The 20,032-nt window shown below is 71.8% G+C and carries 16 protein-coding genes; 12 read left to right on the top strand and 4 right to left on the bottom strand.

From position 1 onward, the window contains the following. Positions 1 to 2: 2 nt before the first annotated feature. Both CRP49_RS39230 and CRP49_RS48600 read left to right on the top strand, forming a co-directional pair. The gene (locus CRP49_RS39230; RefSeq protein WP_097258158.1) at positions 3 to 755 is read left to right on the top strand and encodes an ABC transporter ATP-binding protein; all 753 of its coding nucleotides are present in this window, start codon (positions 3 to 5) and stop codon (positions 753 to 755) included. Positions 756 to 800: 45 nt separating this feature from the next. Then, positions 801 to 1,319 carry a hypothetical protein gene (locus CRP49_RS48600; protein ID WP_257033787.1) on the top strand — a complete coding sequence of 173 codons (519 nt, stop codon included), beginning with the start codon at positions 801 to 803 and terminating at the stop codon, positions 1,317 to 1,319. Positions 1,320 to 1,364: 45 nt separating this feature from the next. Here CRP49_RS48600 and CRP49_RS39240 read toward each other — a convergent pair whose 3' ends face one another. Beyond that, positions 1,365 to 4,010 (bottom strand): glycosyl hydrolase, encoded by a 2,646-nt coding sequence (locus CRP49_RS39240; protein WP_097258160.1) that lies wholly within the window; start codon positions 4,008 to 4,010, stop codon positions 1,365 to 1,367. 192 nt (positions 4,011 to 4,202) lie between these two features. Between CRP49_RS39240 and CRP49_RS39245 the strand changes: the two genes are divergently transcribed. Further along, entirely contained in the window at positions 4,203 to 4,802 is a 600-nt protein-coding gene (locus CRP49_RS39245) for a cadmium resistance transporter (protein WP_097258161.1), read from the top strand. Here the strand turns inward: CRP49_RS39245 and CRP49_RS39250 are convergent. Further along, on the bottom strand, positions 4,768 to 5,892 hold the full coding sequence (locus CRP49_RS39250; RefSeq protein ID WP_097258162.1) for a GNAT family N-acetyltransferase: 1,125 nt from the start codon (positions 5,890 to 5,892) through the stop codon (positions 4,768 to 4,770). The two genes, CRP49_RS39245 and CRP49_RS39250, sit on opposite strands and share 35 nt — an antisense overlap. A gap of 302 nt (positions 5,893 to 6,194) precedes the next feature. Next, entirely contained in the window at positions 6,195 to 7,064 is an 870-nt protein-coding gene (locus CRP49_RS39255; protein WP_097258163.1) for a helix-turn-helix transcriptional regulator, read from the bottom strand. Between the two features lie 140 nt (positions 7,065 to 7,204). Between CRP49_RS39255 and CRP49_RS39260 the strand changes: the two genes are divergently transcribed. The 9 genes from CRP49_RS39260 to CRP49_RS39300 all read left to right on the top strand — a co-directional run bounded on the left by CRP49_RS39260 (position 7,205) and on the right by CRP49_RS39300 (position 16,401). Continuing rightward, entirely contained in the window at positions 7,205 to 7,954 is a 750-nt protein-coding gene (locus CRP49_RS39260) for an SDR family oxidoreductase (RefSeq protein WP_097258164.1), read from the top strand. 34 nt (positions 7,955 to 7,988) lie between these two features. Next, on the top strand, positions 7,989 to 8,897 hold the full coding sequence (locus CRP49_RS39265) for an SDR family NAD(P)-dependent oxidoreductase (protein WP_097258165.1): 909 nt from the start codon (positions 7,989 to 7,991) through the stop codon (positions 8,895 to 8,897). A gap of 40 nt (positions 8,898 to 8,937) precedes the next feature. Continuing rightward, a complete protein-coding gene (locus CRP49_RS39270) occupies positions 8,938 to 9,153 on the top strand; it encodes a tautomerase family protein (protein WP_097258166.1) in 216 nt (71 codons plus the stop codon). 76 nt (positions 9,154 to 9,229) lie between these two features. Next, the gene (locus CRP49_RS39275) at positions 9,230 to 9,658 is read left to right on the top strand and encodes a PaaI family thioesterase (protein WP_097258167.1); all 429 of its coding nucleotides are present in this window, start codon (positions 9,230 to 9,232) and stop codon (positions 9,656 to 9,658) included. A gap of 674 nt (positions 9,659 to 10,332) precedes the next feature. Further along, entirely contained in the window at positions 10,333 to 12,504 is a 2,172-nt protein-coding gene (locus tag CRP49_RS39280; protein WP_373560447.1) for a TIM-barrel domain-containing protein, read from the top strand. A 116-nt stretch (positions 12,505 to 12,620) separates the two neighbouring features. Next, positions 12,621 to 13,835 (top strand): carbohydrate-binding protein, encoded by a 1,215-nt coding sequence (locus tag CRP49_RS39285; protein WP_097258168.1) that lies wholly within the window; start codon positions 12,621 to 12,623, stop codon positions 13,833 to 13,835. Positions 13,836 to 13,947: 112 nt separating this feature from the next. Further along, the gene (locus CRP49_RS39290; RefSeq protein ID WP_097258169.1) at positions 13,948 to 14,724 is read left to right on the top strand and encodes a polysaccharide lyase family 7 protein; all 777 of its coding nucleotides are present in this window, start codon (positions 13,948 to 13,950) and stop codon (positions 14,722 to 14,724) included. Between the two features lie 95 nt (positions 14,725 to 14,819). Next, entirely contained in the window at positions 14,820 to 15,272 is a 453-nt protein-coding gene (locus tag CRP49_RS39295; RefSeq protein WP_097258170.1) for a hypothetical protein, read from the top strand. A 163-nt stretch (positions 15,273 to 15,435) separates the two neighbouring features. Next, a complete protein-coding gene (locus tag CRP49_RS39300) occupies positions 15,436 to 16,401 on the top strand; it encodes an SMP-30/gluconolactonase/LRE family protein (protein ID WP_097258171.1) in 966 nt (321 codons plus the stop codon). 47 nt (positions 16,402 to 16,448) lie between these two features. Here the strand turns inward: CRP49_RS39300 and CRP49_RS39305 are convergent, their stop codons facing one another. Further along, complete coding sequence (locus CRP49_RS39305; protein WP_097258172.1) at positions 16,449 to 19,823, bottom strand: pyruvate carboxylase; 3,375 nt, start codon at positions 19,821 to 19,823, stop codon at positions 16,449 to 16,451. Between the last annotated feature and the right edge of the window lie 209 nt (positions 19,824 to 20,032).

Raw genomic sequence — 20,032 nt, forward strand, 5'->3', positions numbered from 1 at the left:
GGATGCTGCGCCTCGACTCGGTGACCCGGCGCTTCGGCGACCACCTCGTACTCGACCGCATCGGCCTCACCGTGCCCGACGGCCAACTGCTGAGCGTGGTCGGTCCGTCCGGCTGCGGAAAGTCCACGCTGCTGCGCACGATCGCCGGGTTGCTCCCCGCGGACGAGGGCACGATCACGATCGACGGCACCCCGGTGACCGGCGTGCCCGACCGGCTCGCGGTCGTGTTCCAGGACTACGGCCGCTCGCTGCTGCCCTGGCTCACCGTCCGCGACAACGTGGCCCTGCCGCTGCGGCGCCGTGGCCTTCGCCGGGCCGCCCGGCACGCCGAGGCGGAGGCCATCCTGGAACGCGTCGGCCTGCACGGGGTGGCCCGCCGGCATCCCCGGCAGCTCTCCGGCGGCATGCAGCAGCGCGTCGCCATCGCCCGCGCGCTGGTCTGCCGCCCCTCCCTGCTGCTCATGGACGAGCCGTTCGGTTCCCTCGACGCCCGTACCCGCGAGGACCTGGAGGACCTGCTCCTCGAAGTGCACCGCGCCGACGGCACGACCATCGTGTTCGTCACCCACGACATCGACGAGAGCGTGTACGTCGGCGACCGTGTCGTCGTCCTCTCCCCCGGCCCCGGCTCCCGCGTCGTCCGGGACGTGCCGGTCGGCCTGCCCGGCAAGCGCGACCAGATCACCACGCGGAGCCTGCCCGCCTTCGTGGCGCTGCGCACGGAGGTGGGCCGGGCGGTGCGGCAGAGCGACTGAGGCGGGCATCCTGGGAGGCGTACCGGGAGGCCGGGAGGTGTGGGCATGCGGTGGTGGGCCTTGGGGTGCGCGGTGGCCGCGGTCGTCGTGCTGGCGGGGTGCGGGGCGCCGGCCGGCGGGGGCGGGGCAGCGGGTACGGGGACGTCCGGGAGTGGCTCACCGGCGGGCGCCTCCACCTCGTCCAGCGGTGCGGCCACACCCACGTCCGCACCGTCAGTGTCGGCCGCAAGCTGTGCCGCCGGGCACCTACAGGTCACCGTCTCCCCCGGTGACCGGGTCCGGCGGCTGTGCGTACGCCCCGGCGCTGTGGTGACCCTCGTTCTTCGGGCACGAGTGGACGACAAGCGCTGGACCGGCGTGGTGAGTTCCGCGCCCGCCCTCGTCGTGCCCGCCGGCTGGCAGGTGGACGCGGACGGCACCGCGCACGCCACCCTGCGCTGCGCGGGCACCCGGGGCGGAGCCGCCCGGGTCACCGTCTCCGCGAAGGCGCCGGACGTGGCGGGTGCCCCGCGGGGCGTCTTCACGCTGGACGTGAACGTGGTGCCGTATCCGCAGAACGGGTGACCCCGCACCCGGCGGAATCACCCGTTCCTCACTCGTCCGCGCCGATCAGTCGAGGTCGCGGAGCCTGATGGTGTAGATGCCCCGGCCGTGGGTGGCCGCGTACAGGGTGCCGCCGTCGGGGCTGGTCTTGAGCTGGAGGACGGCGACGGCCGGGAGGTCGCCGACGCGCTGCCAGGTCGTACGGCCCGGTGCGCGGTAGACGACGCCGAGGTCGGTGGCGACGGCGAGGCCGCCGTCCGCCGTCACCAGCGCGGAGTCGGTGGGCACGTCGGGGAGGTTCGCCGAGATGTCCTTCCAGGTGGTGCCGCCGTCCGTGGACTCGAAGACATGGCCGACGCCCGCGCCCGGGCCCTCGGTCCAGTGCCGGGAGAAGCCGTTGACCGCGAGGAAGACGTGGTCGGCGTTCTTCGGGTCGACGGCGAAGCCGCTGAGGTAGCGGTTGGGTACGGTCCCGTCGACCGGCAGGGTGATGTCGTGCCAGCCGGTGCCGTCCGCGTTGCCGACGGCGATGCCACGGGCGAAGCCCTGGTTGTTGCACGGTCCGCACCATGCGGCGTAGATCTTCCCGCCGGAGGCCGCGACGGCGGTCGCGACGCGTCCGGCACCGAAGTCGTGGACACTGGTCCACTCGGAGCCGCTGCGGATGGCGTAGCCGTGGGTCTGCACCCAGATGTGGCGGCCGCCGGCGATCCAGGTGGAGCCGTTCTTCAGGTCCGTCGCGAGCGGGGCGATGAAGCGGGCCTCACTGGTGGCGTTGTCGGGCGGGGCGACGCCGTACGAGGTGGCCTTGCTCGCGTCGGTGGTCCAACTGCCGTCGTTGACGGCACAGTTCTGGGTGACCTGGACGGCGAGGTAGACGTACTCCTGGGCGATGTCGCAGCCGTTGGCGGGGTCGGTGAGGGTGTCGCCGCCGTCGCCGCCGAAGTTGGAGCCCATGACCTTGTCGTTGCCGCGCAGGACCGACTGGCCGTTGTCCTGCAGGCCGCCGGTGACGGACAGGCCGCCGTGGTCGAGGTCCTTGCCGATGCCGACGGAGTAGTACTGGAGGGTGTCGATGGTGCCGTCGTTGAGGGACGTCCAGTCGGTGGCGTGGCCGGAGGCGTCCTGGGAGCCGGCGACCGGGCGCTTGTAGACGCCGCCGTCGTTGCCGACGTACACGTAGGACTTGCCGTGGTAGCGGCCGATGGCGACGCCGTGCTGGTCGGAGTGGGTGGTCTGGTGGCAGTCGCCGGTCTGTTTGGCCGGGTCGATGCTCCAGCAGGAGAAGGGGAAGTTCCAGTACGGGCCGACGGTGGACCAGGTGGTGCCGCCGTCCTTGGTCTCGTAGACCTCCTCGAGACCGGCGTACACATGCTGCGGGTCGCCGGGGTCGACGGTGAGGAACTGGTTGTACCAGGCCTGCACGCCCGGCATGTAACCGGCCGTGGTCAGCGCCGAGTTGTCGGCGGCCAGGCCCTTGTAGTCGGCGATCCTCGTCCAGGGGCCGGTCGGGGAGCCCGACTTGGAGACGAAGATGCCCTCCAGGCCGCTGTCCGGGTTGGTGGCCAGCTGCTCCGGCGACTGCGCGATGGCGTAGTAGCGGGAGCCGTCGGCAGAGCGGGCGAAGGTGACGTTGCCGACGTTGTCGGCGTCGCCGGGCAGGTCGCCGAGGCCGCCGGTGATCCGCGTCCAGGTGCCGTTGGTGCGGCTGTAGAAGCCGTTGTAGTCGTCGCCGCTGCGCCAGCCGACGGCCAGGACCACCTTGGAGGGGTCCTTGGGGTCGATGGCGATGTCGTTGGCGATGTTCTTGTACGGGGCGCTCGGGTCGCCGGCCTTCGAACCGCCCGGCAGATAGTCGGGGTTGGGCGCGAACTCCAGCTTCCAGGGGCCGCTCAGCTTCTTCGTGGAGTGGCTCCAGACGCCCTCGCTGGTGGCCGCCCACACCGTGCCGCCGCCGAAGCGCAGCTCGTGGATGGTGGTGCTCTCCAGTTCGTCGCCACCGACCCTGCGGCGCGCGGAGAACGTGCCGTGGTGCGGGTGGGCCAGGACGTAGACGCCGCTGCCGAGGTAGGCGTCGGCGTTGGTGGTGGCCTCGCCGGTGCCCAGCCACAGCCGGCCCGCGCCGTCGAGGGCGAGGGCGCCGGTGGACTGCGCGGGCAGCCGGTCGCTGATGGGCTGCCAGTGGCCGCCTCCGCTGCGCGAGCGCCAGACTCCGCCGCCGGCGCTGCCCGCGTAGACGTAGCCGTCGTCGTCGGCCGCGAGCGCGGCCATGCGGCCGGTCACCTTGCCCGAGCCGCCGCTGGAGTTGGAGTCGATGTCGCGGTAGCGCGGGTCGTCGGAGTCGTACGGCAGGTCGGTGATGTTGCGCCACCTGCCGTCCGTGCTCGGCAGGTTCCGGAGGCCGCGCCAGGCGGCGCCGTATGCGCCCGGTGCCACGACACCGGGTGAGGTGCGGGCCTCGGCGTACTGGTCGGCGCCCTCGGCGATCTCGTCCGCCTCGTTGCCGTCGTCGTCATCGGCCTTCAGATGCGGGGACATGGTCTTGCCCACCGACTGCTCTCGCTCCTTGGCGAGTTGGCCGAGCGTACGGACTCCGAAGGGGCTGACGCCGCCGCGACCGGAGGCGGCGGACGGGGGTATCGCGACGAGCGCGGCGGAGGCGGTGAGCGCACAGACGGTGAACCACCGTCTTCTGCGGGTGGGCAGGGACAACGGGGACCTCCCAGAGGGGCATCGACTGCCGTCGCAGGAGACCCGACCACGCGGACGGGGGAACGTCCGCCACTTGGCGCGTTTTTGACAAGAACCTGCCAGTAGATGACCTTCCGGCCCACGATTTTCCAGCACGGCCGGCGCCGGGTACCGTCACCTGGCCGACGACCGTGAGAGAAGGCCTGTACGCCTGTGAACCCGGGCATCATCGGGCAGGCTGCGGGCCTGTTCACCGTCACCAACATCGACGACATCCTGATCCTGTCCCTGTTCTTCACCCAGGGCGCCGGACGGCCCGGCTCGGCCCGGCGGATCGTGCTCGGGCAGTATCTCGGCTTCGCGGGCATCCTCGCCGTCGCCGTGGCCGCCGCCTACGGCGCGACCTTCCTGCCCGAGGCGGCCCTCCCCTACCTCGGCCTGCTGCCGCTCGCGCTCGGCGTGAAGGCGGCCCGGCAGGCGTGGAGCGGACGGAACGGCGAGGACGAGGACGGCGACCGCGCCGGGGACGGCGGTCCCGGGGCGCTGGAGGTCGCCGCCGTCACCTTCGCCAACGGCGGTGACAACATCGGCGTCTACGTCCCCGTGTTCGCCACCGCCGGTGTGGGCGCGATGAGCGGGTACGTCGTCGTCTTCCTGGCCCTGGTGGCGGTGTGGTGCGGCGCGGGCCGATTTTTCGCCACCCGCCCGCTCGTCGCCAGGGCGCTCAGCCGCTGGGGGCATGTCCTGCTCCCCCTGGTGCTGATCGCCCTCGGTCTGCTCATCCTGATCGAGGGTGGTGCGTTCGGGCTGTAGGGGCGGCCGTCCCGCCCTGGGTGCGCAGCCGGCCCGCCGTCCTCAGCAGGCGGTCGGCGGGCTCGCGCAGCCGGGGGTGGGCCAGGACCGTGTTGCGCAGGCCGCGTACCGGTCTGCGCCACAGCCGCCGGGCCATGGCCACGGGGTGCGCGCGGGCGGCGAAGCCCTCGCCGACCCGCAGTTCACGGGTCTTGAGCCAGTCCTTGTACTCCTTGTCGCCGCGGCCCAGGTCGACCAGGGTCACCCCGTTGCGGGCGGCCGCCTCGGCGGTCCTCAGGTGCATCATCAACCCGGGCGAGTAGTAGCGCAGTTCGGGGTCGTACGCGGTGAACCAGGCCGCCAGGACCGTGCTGGAGCGCGGGCCGAAGTGCGCGGCGACCGGGCGGTCCCCGGCGTACAGCACGGACAGCACCCCGGTGAAGTGCTCCTCGCGGACATGGAAGAGGTGGTCCACCAGGTCCACGATCCAGGGCCGCGAGAAGCGGTCCATCCGTCCCGTGCGGCGGTACTGGGCGGACTTCCACTCCATGAGCGTGCGCAGGGCCCGCGGGTCCCGCTCGTCGAACTCGAACCGCACCTCGCCGAGGTCGCGCCCGAGCCGGCGTTCCTTCTTCAGCGTCGTCTTGGCCAGCCCCGGGTAGGCGCCGCGCAGCCACTCCGCGTAGCCGCCGTCGCCGGGCTTCACGTCGATCACCGGTGAGGCGAAGGTGCCGGTGACGTGCGGGGCGAACGGCCGCTGTTCCTGGACGAGATGGTCGAACTCGAAGACGCTCAGCCCGCAGGCGCGCAGCAGCTCCCCGGTGTCCCAGGTGACGCCCGGCCGGTGCACCAGGGCCTGGCAGTCGGACAGCCCGAGTCCGATGGCCCGGCCGGTGCCCAGGGGCCCTCGCTCGTACGGGAAGAAACCGACGGGCTCCCCGCCCTCCCGCAGGACCGCCACCCGCGTCCCGCCCCGCTGCCGGCCGACCCCGATGGTGAACTCCGGGGCCAGGAACGGGTTGGCGTACTCGGGCGACTCGTCCATCGCCCGGTGCCAGGCCCCGCGCAGCGCGGAGGTCAGGTCACCGGGTCTGTGGATCGTGATCTCCACGTCAGCTCGACCGCCCTTCCGCCGGCTCCGCGAGTGATCTGTCGCGTGCGGCACGGGCCGGTGAGGCGTGTGGACCCTGGCTCATGGATCGCATGGGCGACCGCTCCCCCCATGACGCGCCGAGCGCGTCCTGCCATCGTGTCTGCTGACTTCGGCTCCCCGCCATGTACGCAATGCTCAAACGTCGCGAAACCGTACGCACACTGTCAAGGGTGCCTCAGGCGACAGATGGTCCGCCACGGGTCTGCGGACATCGGTGATGAGTCGGGATGCATGGCGTGAAGTGCACGCCCCCCTCGTCCTCAGCCCGGCCGCCGCTCCGATCGGTCCGCGCCCGCCGTCAGGTCCTGGGTGCCGATCACCGACAGCAGGTCCAGCTGTGCGGCGCCCTCGGTGCCGGGCGGGGCGCTGAACCACAGCAGGCGCTGGCGGCCGTCCTCGCTGAACAGGTTGTGGCAGTCGAGTTCGATGACGCCGAGCGAAGGGTGGACGATCCGTTTGTGGTCGGTGCGGCGCAGGGCCACGTCCCGCTGCTCCCACAGCGCGGCGAACTCCGCACTGCGGCGGCGCAGCGCGGCGACCATGCGGGTGACCTCGGCGTCCTTGGCCCGGCGGGCGGCGACCGCCTGCAGGTCGGCGACGAAGACCCGCGAGTGGTGCGGGTGGTCCTCGACGGGGTAGACGGCGCGGGCGGCGGGGTCGGTGAACCAGCGGTAGACGAAGCTCGCCTCGGGGCCCCGGGTGGCCGGGGGCGGGCCGAGGAGAGCCAGGGCGAGGGGGTTCTGGGCGAGGGTCTCGTGCAGGTCGTTGATGATCTGGGCCGGGGTGGTGGTGAGCCGGTCCAGCAGGCCGAGCAGGGCGGGCTGGGCGTGTGCCGCGGTGCCGTGTGCGGTCGGCACCGGGCGGTCGGCGAGGTGGAAGAGGTGGTCGCGTTCGTCGCCGTTCAGCCGCAGGGCGCGGGCGAGGGCGGCCAGCACCTGGGCGGAGGGCTGGGCGCCGCGACCGCGTTCCAGCTCGGTGTAGTAGTCGGCGGAGAGCCCCGCCAACTGCGCGACCTCCTCGCGCCTGAGGCCCGGGACCCGGCGGCGGGGCCCGGCGGGCAGACCGACGTCGGCCGGACGGATCCGGTCACGGCGGGACTTCAGGAAGGCGGCCAGCTCCGAGTGGTTCACGCCCCCATGGTCGCCCCTGCCCCGGCGCGGAACCAGGGGTTGCCGACCCCAGGGTGAGGCGAGCCGTGGCTGCCGTCCGGACGGCGCCCCAGGCTGGAGACGCACCCAGGAACCAACCCCTCCGGCACTCAGGAGTTCCCATGTCCACGCAGGAAACCGCGGCCACCCGCGTCGCGATCGTCACCGGCGGCTCCCGCGGCATCGGCCGCGAGACGGTGACCCGGCTCGCCGCGGACGGCTACGCCGTGGTGGTCGGGTACGCGGGCAACCGCGACCTGGCCGAGGCAGCCGTCAAGGACGTCACCGCGGCCGGCGGCCGCGCGGTCGCCGTCCGGGCCGACGTCGCCGACGAAGGCCAGGTCGCCGAGTTGTTCGAGACGGCCGCCCGCGAGTTCGGCGGGGTCGACGCCGTGGTCCACGCGGCCGGCCGGATGTACCTCGCGCCGATCGCCGAGCTGGACCTGACGGAACTGGACGCCATGCACCGCACCAACATCCGCGGCACGTTCGTGGTCGCGAAGCAGGCGGCCCGGACGCTGCGCCGGGGCGGCTCGTTCATCGCCTTCTCCACCTCCGTGGTGGGCCTGTCCTTCCCGGCCTACGGCGCCTACAGCGCCAGCAAGGGCGCGGTCGAGGCGATGACCATGGTCCTGGCCCGGGAGCTGCGCGGCCGGGACGTCACCGTGAACGCGGTCGCCCCCGGGCCCACGGCCACCGATCTGTTCCTGGACGGCAAGGACGAGGAGACCGTCGCCAGGCTGGCCGCCCAGCCCCCGCTGGAGCGGCTCGGCACGCCCGCCGACATCGCCGAGGTGGTGGCGTTCCTGGCCTCCCCGGCCGGCCACTGGATCAACGGGCAGGTCGTACGCGCCAACGGCGGCATCGTCTGACACCCCCTCACCACTCCCCCCTCTGCGAGGAATCATGACCACCGACACTCCCCTGACCGTCCTGGTCACCGGCGCCTCCAGCGGTTTCGGGGCGCTGACCGTGCGCGCGCTCGCCGTCGCCGGTCACACCGTCTACGCGGGCATCCGGCAGACGGCCACCCGCAACGCGCCCGCCGTGGCCGAACTGGACCGGTACGCGGCCGAGCACGGCGTGGCCCTGCACGCGGTCGACCTCGACGTCACCTCCCAGGACTCCGCCGACGCGGCCGTCGCCCAGGTCCTGGCCGCCGAGGGCCGCCTGGACGTACTGGTGCACAACGCGGGCCACATGGTCACCGGCCCCGCCGAGGCCTTCACCCCCGAGCAACTGGCCCAGTTGTACGACGTCAACGTGCTCGGCGCCCAGCGCGTCAACCGGGCCGCGCTGCCCCACCTGCGGGGGCGCGGCCAGGGCCTGCTGGTGTGGATCGGCAGCTCCAGCACCCGGGGCGGCTGCCCGCCGTTCCTGGCGCCGTACTTCGCCGCGAAGGCCGCGCTGGACGCGCTGGCGGTCAGTTACGCAGCCGAGCTGGTCCGGTTCGGCATCGACACCGCGATCGTCGTCCCCGGCGCCTTCACCTCGGGCACCAACCACTTCGCGCACGCGGGCACACCCGCCGACACCGGGCGCGCCGCCGCGTACGACGAGCGCTACGGCACCCTGCTGGCGGGCCTGGACCAGCGGCTCGGGGCGCTCGTCCCGCCGGACGCGGACGTGGCCGAGGTCGCCGAGGCGGTCGTACGCCTGGTGGACCTGCCGGCCGGCCGGCGGCCGCTGCGCACCCACGTCGACCCGAGCCGCGACGGCAGCGAGGTCGTGTCCGCGGTCGCCGACCGGATCCGCGTCGACTTCTTCCGCCGCGCCGGACTCGAGGATCTGCTCACGGCGGGCAGCTCTCTCTGACATCCCGTCAACTACATCCCGTCAACCAAGGAGATTCTCCGTGCCGTTCGCGAACTTCAAGGTCCCTGCCGGAAGCCTGGACGAGAAGCAGAAGGAGCTGATCGTCACCCGCACCACCGAGCTGTACGCCGAGATCTACGGCGAGCGCGCCCGCGCCACCACGATGGTCCTGGTCGAGGAGGTCGCCGACGGCGGCTGGGGCATCGGGGGCGGTGTGCTGACCCTGGCCATGATCCAGGAGTCGTCCGAGGACTGACTGGCGCACTCTGCCCCGCGGCACCACAGTGGATCACCGTCCGCAGCACCACGGCACCCACGAAAGGCGGTACGCCATGTCCCCCTCCGAGCCGGTTCCCCCGAAGCCCGGTGATCTGCTGGCCGCGATGCCGTTCGCGGCCGGGCTGGGCATCGAGCTGCGAAAGGCCACGGCCGAGCGCACCGTCGGCAGTCTGGCCTGGTCGCCGGAGGTCTGTACGGCGGGCGGTGCGCTGCACGGCGGAGCGCTGATGGCGCTGGCGGACAGCGTCGGTGCCGTGTGCGCCTACCTCAACCTGCCCGAGGGGGCGTCCGGCACCTCGACGGTGGAGTCCAAGACCAACTTCCTGCGCGCGGTCACCTCCGGCCACGTCCGTGCCACGGCTCGCCCCCTGCACCTGGGCGGCACCCTCCTGGTGGTGCAGACGGACCTGCACGACGACCGGGACCGGCTGGTCGGGCAGACCACGCAGACCCAGATCGTGCTCAGGAAGAACACCGACTGAGCCTCCCCGACCCGAAGGCCGGCCCCTGCGGATAGGGGGCCGGCCTTCGTCGTGCCCGGCCGTGATCCGCACCGCCGTATTGACATGAACCTGCGTCAACCCCGAGGCTTCGTGCGTGAAGTTGCTCGATTGAAGCTCGTTTCGAGCGCTTACGCGCAGCAAGCGCAAGGACAGTCAATCCGCGATGGTGCGATGGGAGCTGTTCCGCCGTGCGAAGACTCCGACACCGTGTGCCGTGGCCGGCCTGGGTTCCGCTGGGGCTGGCGGCCGCCCTGGCCCAGCCCCTGCTCACCACCCCGGCACCCGCCGCGGCCGCCACGACAGCGGCCGGCGCCGTACTCGACTCCGCCCACAGCAGCGTCGACTGGCAGAGCCCGGTCTACGCCAAGGGCACGGGCGGCGGCCCCGAGAGCTGCCCCGCCGCCGACCCCGGCAACACCACCTGCGACCGCTTCGACCTGACCGTCTCGGTGCCGGACGGCTACTGGGACGACAACCCCGAGGGCGGGGTACCGCTGTCGGTCAAGTGGGAGAAGCCCTCCGACGACTTCGACCTGTACGTCTACGACGACCACGGCAAGCAGGTGGCGTCCAGCGCCGGTACCGCCGACCCCGAGGCCACGGTGATCCCGCGGGCGTCGGGGACGTACCACGTCCTGGTCGTGCCGTACGACGTGCACGACAACTCCTTCACGGGCACCGCCTATCTGCCGGCGACCACGGACGCAGGTGATCTCACGTCGTTCTCGGGCGGCGGCGGGAGCTACCGGATCCAGGCGGGCGGACTCACCGCCCGCGCGGACTTTCTGACGGGAGGTCGACTCCGGCTCCAGGCGGACCCGTCGGGTTCGCTCAGTGATCCGGCGGGCACGGCCATCGTGCGCGAGGAGCCCGCGCTCCGGCGGCACACCTCCTCCTTCGACGCGGGCGACTACTACGGCATCCGGTCCCCGGAGGCCGTCCTGCGCGTGTACAAGAAGCCGCTGCGGTTCGGGCTGTACAAGCCCGACAACCGCACCCGGATCTGGCAGGAGGACAAGCCGCTGCGCTGGTCGACCGGCGGGATGCGGCAGAGCCTCGCGCGCGGCACGGACGAGCAGTTCTTCGGCGGCGGCGAGCAGAACGGCAGTTTCTCGCACCGCGGGCGGACGATGTACGTGGCCAACAGCTTCGACTGGAACGAGGGCGGCTACAACAACTCCCAGCCGTTCTACCTCTCCAGCGCGGGCTACGGCGTCTTCCGCAACACCTTCGCGCCGGGCGTGTACACCTTCGGCTCGCCGGTCACCACCGGACAGCAGGAACGGCGCCTGGACGCCTATTACTTCCTCGGTGACGCCAAGCAAGTGATCGGCAAGTACACGGAGTTGGTGGGCAAGCCCTTCATGCCGCCCGTGTACGGCCTCGAACCCGGCGACTCGGACTGCTATCTGCACAACGCCAACCGGGGCGAGCGGCACACCCTGGACGCGCTGAAGATCGCCGACGGCTACACCGAGAACCAGATGCCGCTCGGCTGGATGCTGGTCAACGACGGCTACGGCTGCGGGTACGAGAACCTGGAGCAGACCGCCAAGGGGCTGCAGGACCACCACGCCCAGCTCGGCCTGTGGACCCAGGACGGCATCGACAAGCTCGCCGACCAGGTCAAGGCCGGCCAGCGGGTGGCCAAGCTGGACGTGGCCTGGGTCGGCAACGGCTACAAGTTCGCGCTGGACGCGTGCGACGCGGCGAAGAAGGGCATCGAGGACAACAGCGACGCCCGCGGTTTCGTGTGGCTGCCCGTCTCCTGGGCGGGCGCCCAGCGCTGCGGGGTGCTGTGGAGCGGCGACCAGAAGCTGTCCTGGGACTACATCCGCTGGCAGATCCCGACCTACGCCGGGGCGACCATGTCCGGCATCGCCTACAACACCGGTGACGTGGGCAGCATCTACCGCCACGACCCCAAGATGTACGCGCGCGACCTCCAGTGGAAGGCGTTCCTGCCGGCCATCATGACCATGGACGGCTGGGCGAGCGACATCACCACCGGCAAGCCCGCCGACCAGCAGCCGTGGCGGGACGGCGAGCCGTACACCTCCGTCAACCGCAAGTACCTGCAGCTGAAGGAACGGCTGCTGCCGTACATGTACACGTTGTCCGCCCAGGCGGCGAAGACGGGCGTGGGCGCGGTGCGTCCGCTGTGGCTGGAGTACCCGGACGACCCGAACACGCTGGGCGCGCAGGCCAAGTACGAGTTCCTGTCGGGACCCGACTTCCTCGTCGCCCCGGTCTACCAGGACTCCGACACCCGCGACGGGATCTACCTGCCCAAGGGCACCTGGACCGACTACTGGACCGGCCGCACCTACCGGGGTCCGACGACCCTGAACGGCTACCACGCCCCGCTCGACACGCTCCCGCTCTTCGTCCGCGAGGGTGCGATCGTCCCCATGTGGCCCAAGGGCACGACGAGTTGGCAGACCCGCGACCGGCACGAACTGGACTGGGACCTGTATCCGTCCGCCCGGGGCACGAGCCGCTACACGCTCTACGAGGACGACGGCGTGACGCGTGACTTCGCGAAGGGCGCGGCAGCGAGCCAGCGGGTGTCGGTGCGCGCCGACGCGCGGGGGACGACCGTCTCGGTCGGTGCGAGCAAGGGCGACTACGCGGGCAAGGTGGACGCGCGGACGTACCGGTTCACCGTGCACCGCGATCACGCGCCCGGGCGGGTGCTCCTCGACGGGCGTCAACTGCCGGACTCCGCTTGGTCGTACGACGCGGACACCCACGTGACGACGGTCAGCACGCCGAGTCTGCCGCTCGACCGCGGCTTCACCGTGGACCTGGTCGACGAGAGGTAAAGAGATCGTATGGTCTAGTCCAAAGACCAAGTTGGTCTAGTCCAACTTATTGACGTGACCGCAACAGCTCCCGGAGGGTGGGGCCACTCCCCACCCCCACCCTCTGGAGGCACCCAGTGAGACGTCTTCACGCATGTCTGAGCGCGGCGGCGGCCGTCACGCTCGCCGCCGCGGGCACGGCCGCGCTCGCCGCGGGCAACGCCTCGGGCGCGACCACCGCGCTCAGCAACCGCTGGTACGCCGCCGCCCCGTATCTGATGCCGCTGGACAACGACCCGCCGGACGCGGCCGCGATCATGGACGCGACCGGCCTCAAGGCTTTCCAGCTGGCCTTCGTCCTGGCCCCCAACGGCGGTGGCTGCTCGCCGACCTGGGGCGGCACGGCCGCGGTCTCCTCGGACACCGCCGTCCAGTCGGTGATCAACACGATCCGCGCCAAGGGCGGTGACGTCTCCGTCTCCATCGGCGGGTACGGGGGCACCAAGCTCGGGCAGACCTGCTCGGACGCCGCCGCCACGGCGGCCGCCTATCAGCAGGTCATCACCAAGTACGGGCTGCACGCGATCGACTTCGACCTGGAGGAGCCGGAGTACGAGAACAGCGCGGCGATCAAGAACGAGATCGGCGCGGCGAAGATCCTGCAGCAGAACAACCCGGGTCTGTACGTGTCCGTGACCACGGCCGGCACGGCGGACGGCACCGGCTGGTTCGGCAAGCAGATGCTGCTGGAGGCCAAGTCGCAGGGGTTCACCCCGAACAACTTCTCCATCATGCCCTTCGACGGCGGCTTCAACGGTGCGGCGAGCCAGACCAGCGCGCTGACCAACTTCAACTCGATCCTGCAGTCCACCTTCGGCTGGGACCAGGCGACGGCCTACGCCCACGAGGGCTTCTCCGGGATGAACGGCCGCAGCGACACCGGCGAGTACTTCACGCAGGCCGACTTCCAGACCGTGCTGGACTACGCCACCAGCCACAACATGGACCGGTTCACCTTCTGGTCCCTGAACCGCGACCGCCAGTGCACACCGGCCGACAACGGCGGCCGTACGTCGGGCACTTGCTCCAGCGTGACCCAGAACTCCTGGGACTTCGCGAAGTACTCGGTGAAGTTCGCCGGGGTCACCCCGCCGACCAACACGCCCACGCCCACGCCCACCCCCACTCCGACCCCGACGTCCTGCAAGACCGCCTGGAGTTCGACGGCGGTGTACACGGCCGGGAACGAGGTCTCGTACAACAAGCACAACTGGAAGGCCAAGTGGTGGACCCAGAACGAGGTGCCCGGCGCCTCGGAGTGGGGTCCGTGGCAGGACGAGGGCGCCTGCTGAACCTCTTGACGTGTCAGGTTCAGACCTTTAACTTCACGGGTCACCGGCGACCAAGGATGCGTTCAGCGTTCATCATGCTGAACGCATCCGGGTCTGACGAAGGGACCCCCACATGACCCGTTCCCGGCTCCTCGCGGCCACCACCGCCGCGGGCTTCGCCCTCACCCTCACCGCCCTCACCGGCGGCAGCGCCGACGCGGCCGACCCGCATGTCGCGCCCGGCGGCAACTTCGACCTGTCCATATGGCAGCTCCAGGAGCCCGTCGGCTCGCCCGGCTCCCCGACCACCATCCCGTCGTCCCGGCTGCAGGGCGCGAACGGCTACCAGGACGCGTACTTCTACACCGACACCCGCGACGGCGCGATGACCTTCTGGGCGCCCGAGAAGGGCGTGACCACGCCGAACTCGAACTACGCCCGCTCCGAGCTGCGGGAGATGAACCGCAACGGCAGCGCCGCCGACTGGTCCCTCAGCGGATCCCACCGGATGAGCGCGACCCTGCGGGTCGTCTCCGTGACCAAGAACGTGTGCGTGGGCCAGATCCACCTCGGCTCCGGTGGCTCCTCCACCAAGCCGCTGCTGGAGCTGTACTACCACGCCAACGGTGACATCGTGCTCGGCACCGAGAACTCGCCCTCCGGCGGCCAGACCCCGCACACCGTGGGACACGTGCCGATCGGCAAGACGTGGAGCTACACCATCGCGATCTCCGGCGGGAACACCATCGAGCTGACCGTCAACGGAACCACCACCCGCTACGGCATCCCGTCGTCGTTCTCTCCGTACAAGCAGTACTTCAAGGCGGGTTCCTACAACCAGTCCTCCTCGGACAGCACCACGAACGGGGCCCGGGTCGCGTTCTACGGGCTGACCGTCCAGCACGGGTGACACGCCGCGCGACCTGCGCGACTGGTGCAACCGGGCGGACGGTCGTAGCGTCGAGGTGCACGCGGTCGGACACGGCACGACGGGTGGGAGCGGCCATGCGCGGATCACTGGTGGGAACGGCGGTCACCCTCGCGGCGGGGGCCCTGCTCACAGCGGCCATGACCACGGCCTCGGCCAGCCCGCCGTCCACGGTTCCGAAGGCCGATCCCGCGAAGCCCGTCCTGGTCGACTGCTTCTGGAACCGCCACGTCCGCCCGGCCGACTTCATCCTGGCCTGCGGCGACGGCAACAGCCGCCTGCTCGGGCTCCACTGGACGCAGTGGGGTCAGCAGGCGGCGACCGCCGTGGGCGTGAACGCGGTCAACGACTGCAAGCCGTACTGCGCGGCCGGCAAGTTCCACTCGTACCGGGTGACCGTCCGCCTGGACCACCCGCGGCCGTGGAAGAAGCATCCGGACGTCGAGCACTACACCCGGATGAGCCTCACCTACGAGGGCGCCCGGCCGGAGGGCTTCAAGCAGGTCGTGACCTACCCGCTCTGGGACTGACCGCTGCGCCTGCGCATCACCCGGGCAAGCCTCGTACAGCGGTGTGTCGTGGGCCGCGCGGGCGACGCTGCGGCCCCGGCTCCCGGCCCCCGTGACCTGCCCACCGTCATGTTGGTGTGACCCCGCACGCCGGCGCTCCGCGCGCCGTCCGAAGAGAGGTCACATGCCCCGACTCCCGCGCCTGGCGAGTGCCGCCACGGCCGCCCTCGCGCTCGGCCTGACCGCGGCCGCTCCCGCCACCGGTGACGAGCCGGTCGTCACCGACGCGCACATCGTCGCCCACTTCGACCTGGCCAACGGGCGGACGCCCGAGAACATCGCGCTCGAAGGGGACGGCTCCGCCGACCTCACCTTCGCTTTCGCCCGGCAGGTCGCCCACGTCGGCCTCGACGGGACCACCGACGTCCGCGCGACCCTGCCGGACGTGGCGAACCCGAACACGCCGCTCGTGCACAGCGCCGTCGTCACCGGCATCGCCCGCGCCCACGACGGCACCCTGTACGTCAACTTCGCGACCGGCACCGGTGAGACCGGCATCTGGCGCATCGCCCCCGGTGGCGGCACGCCCGAGCAGATCGCCGCGCTGCCGCCGACGGGGCTGCCCAACGGGCTGGCCCTGGACGAGCGCCGGGGCGTGCTGTACGCCGCCGACTCGGTACTGGGCACCGTCTGGCGCGTCCCGCAGTCGGGCGGTCCGGCCACGGCCTGGGCCACCGGGACGCAGCTCCGACCGGCCGGCGGCTTCGGCGCCAACGGCATCAAGGTCCACCGAGGCGCCGTATGGGTGTCGAACAGCGACCGCGGAACACTGCTGCGCATCCCCGTCCGCGAGGACGACACCGCGGGTCCCGTCGAGACCCAGGCCACCGCCCTCGACGGCATCGACGACTTCGCCTTCGCCGGCACGGGCCGCACCGTCCTGGCCGCGCTGAACGGGAGCGGCCGGGTCGCCCTGGTGGGCCGCGACGGCAGCCACACGATCGTCCTCACGCCGACGGACGGGCTGTCCAACCCGACCTCCGTGGCGGTACGCGGCCGGACCGTCTACGTGACCAGCGCCGCGCTCATCGCGCGGCACGATCCGAACCTGCTCCTCGGCCGCCTGCGCCACTACTTCGGCCGTCTGTAGGACGCATCGCCGCGACCGGGTGTCCCCCGGCCGCGGCGAGCCGTGGATCAGGCGATCTCGACCAGCAGGTCGCCGCCCTCCACCTGCTGGATCCGGTTGATGGCCAGCCGGGACACCCGGCCCGCCTTGGTCGCGGTGATCGTGGCCTCCATCTTCATCGCCTCGATGGTGGCCACCGTCGCGCCGGCCGCGACCTCGTCGCCCTCGGTCACCGCGAGCGTCACCACACCGGCGAACGGCGCCGCCACATGGCCCGGGTCGGCACGGTCGGCCTTCTCCGTCACCGGCACGTCCGAGGCGGCCGCCCGGTCACGTACCTGGATGGGCCGCAGCTGGCCGTTGAGCGAGGACATCACGGTGCGCATACCGCGCTCGTCGGCCTCGCCGACCGCCTGCAGCTCGATCAGCAGCCGCACGCCGGGCTCCAGGTCGACGGCGTACTCCTTGGCGGGCCGCAGGCCGTAGAAGAAGGCCTTGCTGTCCAGCACGCTGGTGTCGCCGAACGACTGCCGGTGCGTGTCGAACTCGCGGGTCGGGCCGGGGAACAGCAGCCGGTTGAGCGTCGCCCGCGTGTCCTTCGACAGTCCGTCGCGGTCCTCGGCGGACAGCTCGGGGGTGGGCTTGGGCTCGCCGCGGCCCTGGAGCGCCTTGGTGCGGAACGGCTCGGGCCAGCCGCCGGGCGGGGTGCCCAGCTCGCCGCGCAGGAAGCCGATGACCGAGTCCGGGATGTCGAACCTGTCGGGCGTGGCCTCGAAGTCCTCGGGCTGCACCCCGGCGCCGACCAGGTGCAGGGCGAGGTCGCCGACCACCTTGGACGACGGGGTGACCTTCACCAGGCGGCCCAGGATGCGGTCGGCGGCGGCGTACATGGCCTCGATGTCCTCGAAGCGGTCGCCGAGGCCGAGGGCGACGGCCTGGGTGCGCAGGTTGGAGAGCTGGCCGCCGGGGATCTCGTGGTGGTAGACGCGCCCGGTCGGGGAGGCGAGGCCCGCCTCGAAGGGGGCGTAGATCTTCCGGACGCCCTCCCAGTACGGCTCCAGGTCGCCGACGGCCTGGAGGTCGAGTCCGGTGGGCCGCTCGGAGTGGTCGGTGGCGGCGACCAGCGCCGACAGCGACGGCTGCGAGGTCGTACCCGCCATGGAGGCCACCGCGCCGTCCACCGCGTCGGCGCCCGCCTGGATCGCGGCGAGGTAGGTGGCGAGCTGGCCGCCCGCGGTGTCGTGCGTGTGCAGGTGCACCGGCAGGTCGAACTCGCGGCGCAGCGCGGACACCAGCTTGGCGGCGGCCGGGGCGCGCAACAGTCCGGCCATGTCCTTCACGGCGATGACATGGGCGCCGGCCTCGACGATCTGCTCGGCCAGGCGCAGGTAGTAGTCGAGGGTGTACAGCCGCTCGGCGGGGTCGTTGAGGTCGGCGGTGTAGCAGAGGGCGACCTCGGCGACGGCCGTGCCGGTCTCGCGTACGGCGTCGATGGCGGGCCGCATCTGGCCGACGTCGTTGAGGGCGTCGAAGATGCGGAAGATGTCGATGCCGGTGGCGGCGGCCTCCTGCACGAAGGCGTCGGTGACCTCGGTCGGGTACGGGGTGTAGCCGACGGTGTTGCGGCCGCGCAGCAGCATCTGGAGGCAGATGTTGGGTACGGCCTCGCGCAGGGCGGCCAGCCGCTCCCACGGGTCCTCGGCGAGGAAGCGCAGGGCGACGTCGTAGGTGGCACCGCCCCAGCACTCCAGGGACAGCAGTTCGGGCAGGGTGCGGGCGACGACCGGGGCGACGGCGAGCAGGTCCCTGGTGCGGACCCGGGTGGCGAGCAGCGACTGGTGGGCGTCGCGGAAGGTGGTGTCGGTGACGCCGATGGTCGGCGACTCGCGCAGGTGCCGGGCGAAGCCCTCGGGGCCGAGGTCGACCAGCCGCTGCCGGGAGCCGGCCGGGGGCTCGCCGGCCGGGAGCGGCGGCAGCTTGGTGACCGGGTCGAGCAGGTCGGGGCGCTTGCCGTGCGGCTTGTTGACGGTGACGTCGGCGAGGTACGTGAGCAGCTTGGTGCCGCGGTCGGCGGAACTGCGGGCGGTCAGCAGGTGCGGGCGCTGCTCGATGAACGAGGTGGTGACCCGCCCGGCCTGGAAGTCGGGGTCGTCCAGGACGGCCTGGAGGAAGGGGATGTTGGTGGCCACGCCGCGGATGCGGAACTCGGCGACGGCACGCCGGGCGCGTCCGATGGCGGCCCTGAAGTCCCGGCCGCGGCAGGTGAGTTTGACCAGCATCGAGTCGAAGTGCGCGCTGATCTCCGTACCCGCGTGGGTGGTGCCGCCGTCGAGGCGGATGCCGGAGCCGCCCGGGGAGCGGTAGGCGCTGATACGTCCGGTGTCCGGGCGGAAGCCGTTGGCCGGGTCCTCGGTGGTGATACGGCACTGGAGGGCGGCGCCGCGCAGAGTGACGGTGTCCTGGGACAGGCCGAGGTCGGCGAGGGTCTCGCCGGAGGCGATGCGCAGCTGGGCCTGGACCAGGTCGACGTCGGTGACCTCCTCGGTGACCGTGTGCTCGACCTGGATGCGCGGGTTCATCTCGATGAAGACGTGGTTGCCGTCGCGGTCGAGGAGGAACTCGACGGTGCCCGCGTTGCGGTAGCCGATCTCGCGGGCGAAGCGCACGGCGTCGTCGCAGATCCGGTCCCGCAGCTCGGGGTCCAGGTTGGGCGCGGGCGCCAGCTCGATGACCTTCTGGTGGCGGCGCTGCAGCGAGCAGTCTCGCTCGAAGAGGTGAATGACGTTGCCCTCGCCGTCGGCGAGGATCTGCACCTCGATGTGGCGCGGGTCGACGACGGCCTTCTCCAGGAAGACGGTCGGGTCGCCGAACGCGGACGCGGCCTCGCGGGAGGCGGCCTCGATGGACTCGCGCAGCTGGGCGGGGTCCTCCACGCGGCGCATGCCGCGCCCGCCGCCGCCCGCGACCGCCTTGACGAAGACCGGGAAGCCGATCTCCTCCGCGGCACGGACGAGTTCGTCGACGTCGTTGGAGGGCGCGGACGAGCCCAGCACGGGCACGCCCGCCGCCCGGGCCGCGGCGACCGCGCGGGCCTTGTTGCCGGTCAGCTCCAGCGTCTGCGCGCTCGGCCCGACGAAGGTGATGCCCGCCTCCTCGCAGGCGCGGGCGAGTTCGGGGTTCTCGGACAGGAAGCCGTAACCCGGGTAGACGGCGTCGGCGCCCGCCCGTCGTGCGGCGCCCACGATCTCCTCGACGGAGAGGTAGGCCCGCACGGGGTGGCCCGGTTCCCCGATCTCGTAGGCCTCGTCGGCCTTCAGCCGGTGCAGCGAGTTGCGGTCCTCGTGCGGGAACACGGCGACCGTACGCGCGCCGAGTTCGTAGCCCGCCCGGAACGCGCGGATCGCGATCTCTCCACGGTTGGCGACCAGCACCTTGCGGAACATCCTGGATTCCCTTCAGCTGCCTGCCGGCGACGAACACCATGGTGTCAGCCATGCCTTGCGGTACGTCGCGGCAACATTAGGGTGCGCCCGCACGGGTCGAAGTGCGAAAAGCGTCACATTGACGTGGCACGGACATGCCGGTGAGAGCCGTTCCGCCCCGAGGTCGGTTCCGCTCAGCAGGATGGGTCAGTCCAGGTGGCTGCCGTGTC

The sequence above is a fragment of the Streptomyces sp. Ag109_G2-15 genome (assembly GCF_900215565.1).
Lineage (GTDB): Bacteria > Actinomycetota > Actinomycetes > Streptomycetales > Streptomycetaceae > Streptomyces > Streptomyces diastatochromogenes.

Excerpts from the sequence above, each read along its gene's own strand:
- CRP49_RS39230 (WP_097258158.1), top strand. The coding sequence starts at position 3 with ATGCTGCGCCTCGACTCGGTGACCCGGCGCTTCGGCGACCACCTCGTA.
- CRP49_RS39305 (WP_097258172.1), bottom strand. The coding sequence starts at position 19,823 with ATGTTCCGCAAGGTGCTGGTCGCCAACCGTGGAGAGATCGCGATCCGC.
- CRP49_RS39290 (WP_097258169.1), top strand. The coding sequence starts at position 13,948 with ATGACCCGTTCCCGGCTCCTCGCGGCCACCACCGCCGCGGGCTTCGCC.
- CRP49_RS39295 (WP_097258170.1), top strand. The coding sequence starts at position 14,820 with ATGCGCGGATCACTGGTGGGAACGGCGGTCACCCTCGCGGCGGGGGCC.
- CRP49_RS48600 (WP_257033787.1), top strand. The coding sequence starts at position 801 with ATGCGGTGGTGGGCCTTGGGGTGCGCGGTGGCCGCGGTCGTCGTGCTG.
- CRP49_RS39300 (WP_097258171.1), top strand. The coding sequence starts at position 15,436 with ATGCCCCGACTCCCGCGCCTGGCGAGTGCCGCCACGGCCGCCCTCGCG.
- CRP49_RS39275 (WP_097258167.1), top strand. The coding sequence starts at position 9,230 with ATGTCCCCCTCCGAGCCGGTTCCCCCGAAGCCCGGTGATCTGCTGGCC.
- CRP49_RS39265 (WP_097258165.1), top strand. The coding sequence starts at position 7,989 with ATGACCACCGACACTCCCCTGACCGTCCTGGTCACCGGCGCCTCCAGC.
- CRP49_RS39260 (WP_097258164.1), top strand. The coding sequence starts at position 7,205 with ATGTCCACGCAGGAAACCGCGGCCACCCGCGTCGCGATCGTCACCGGC.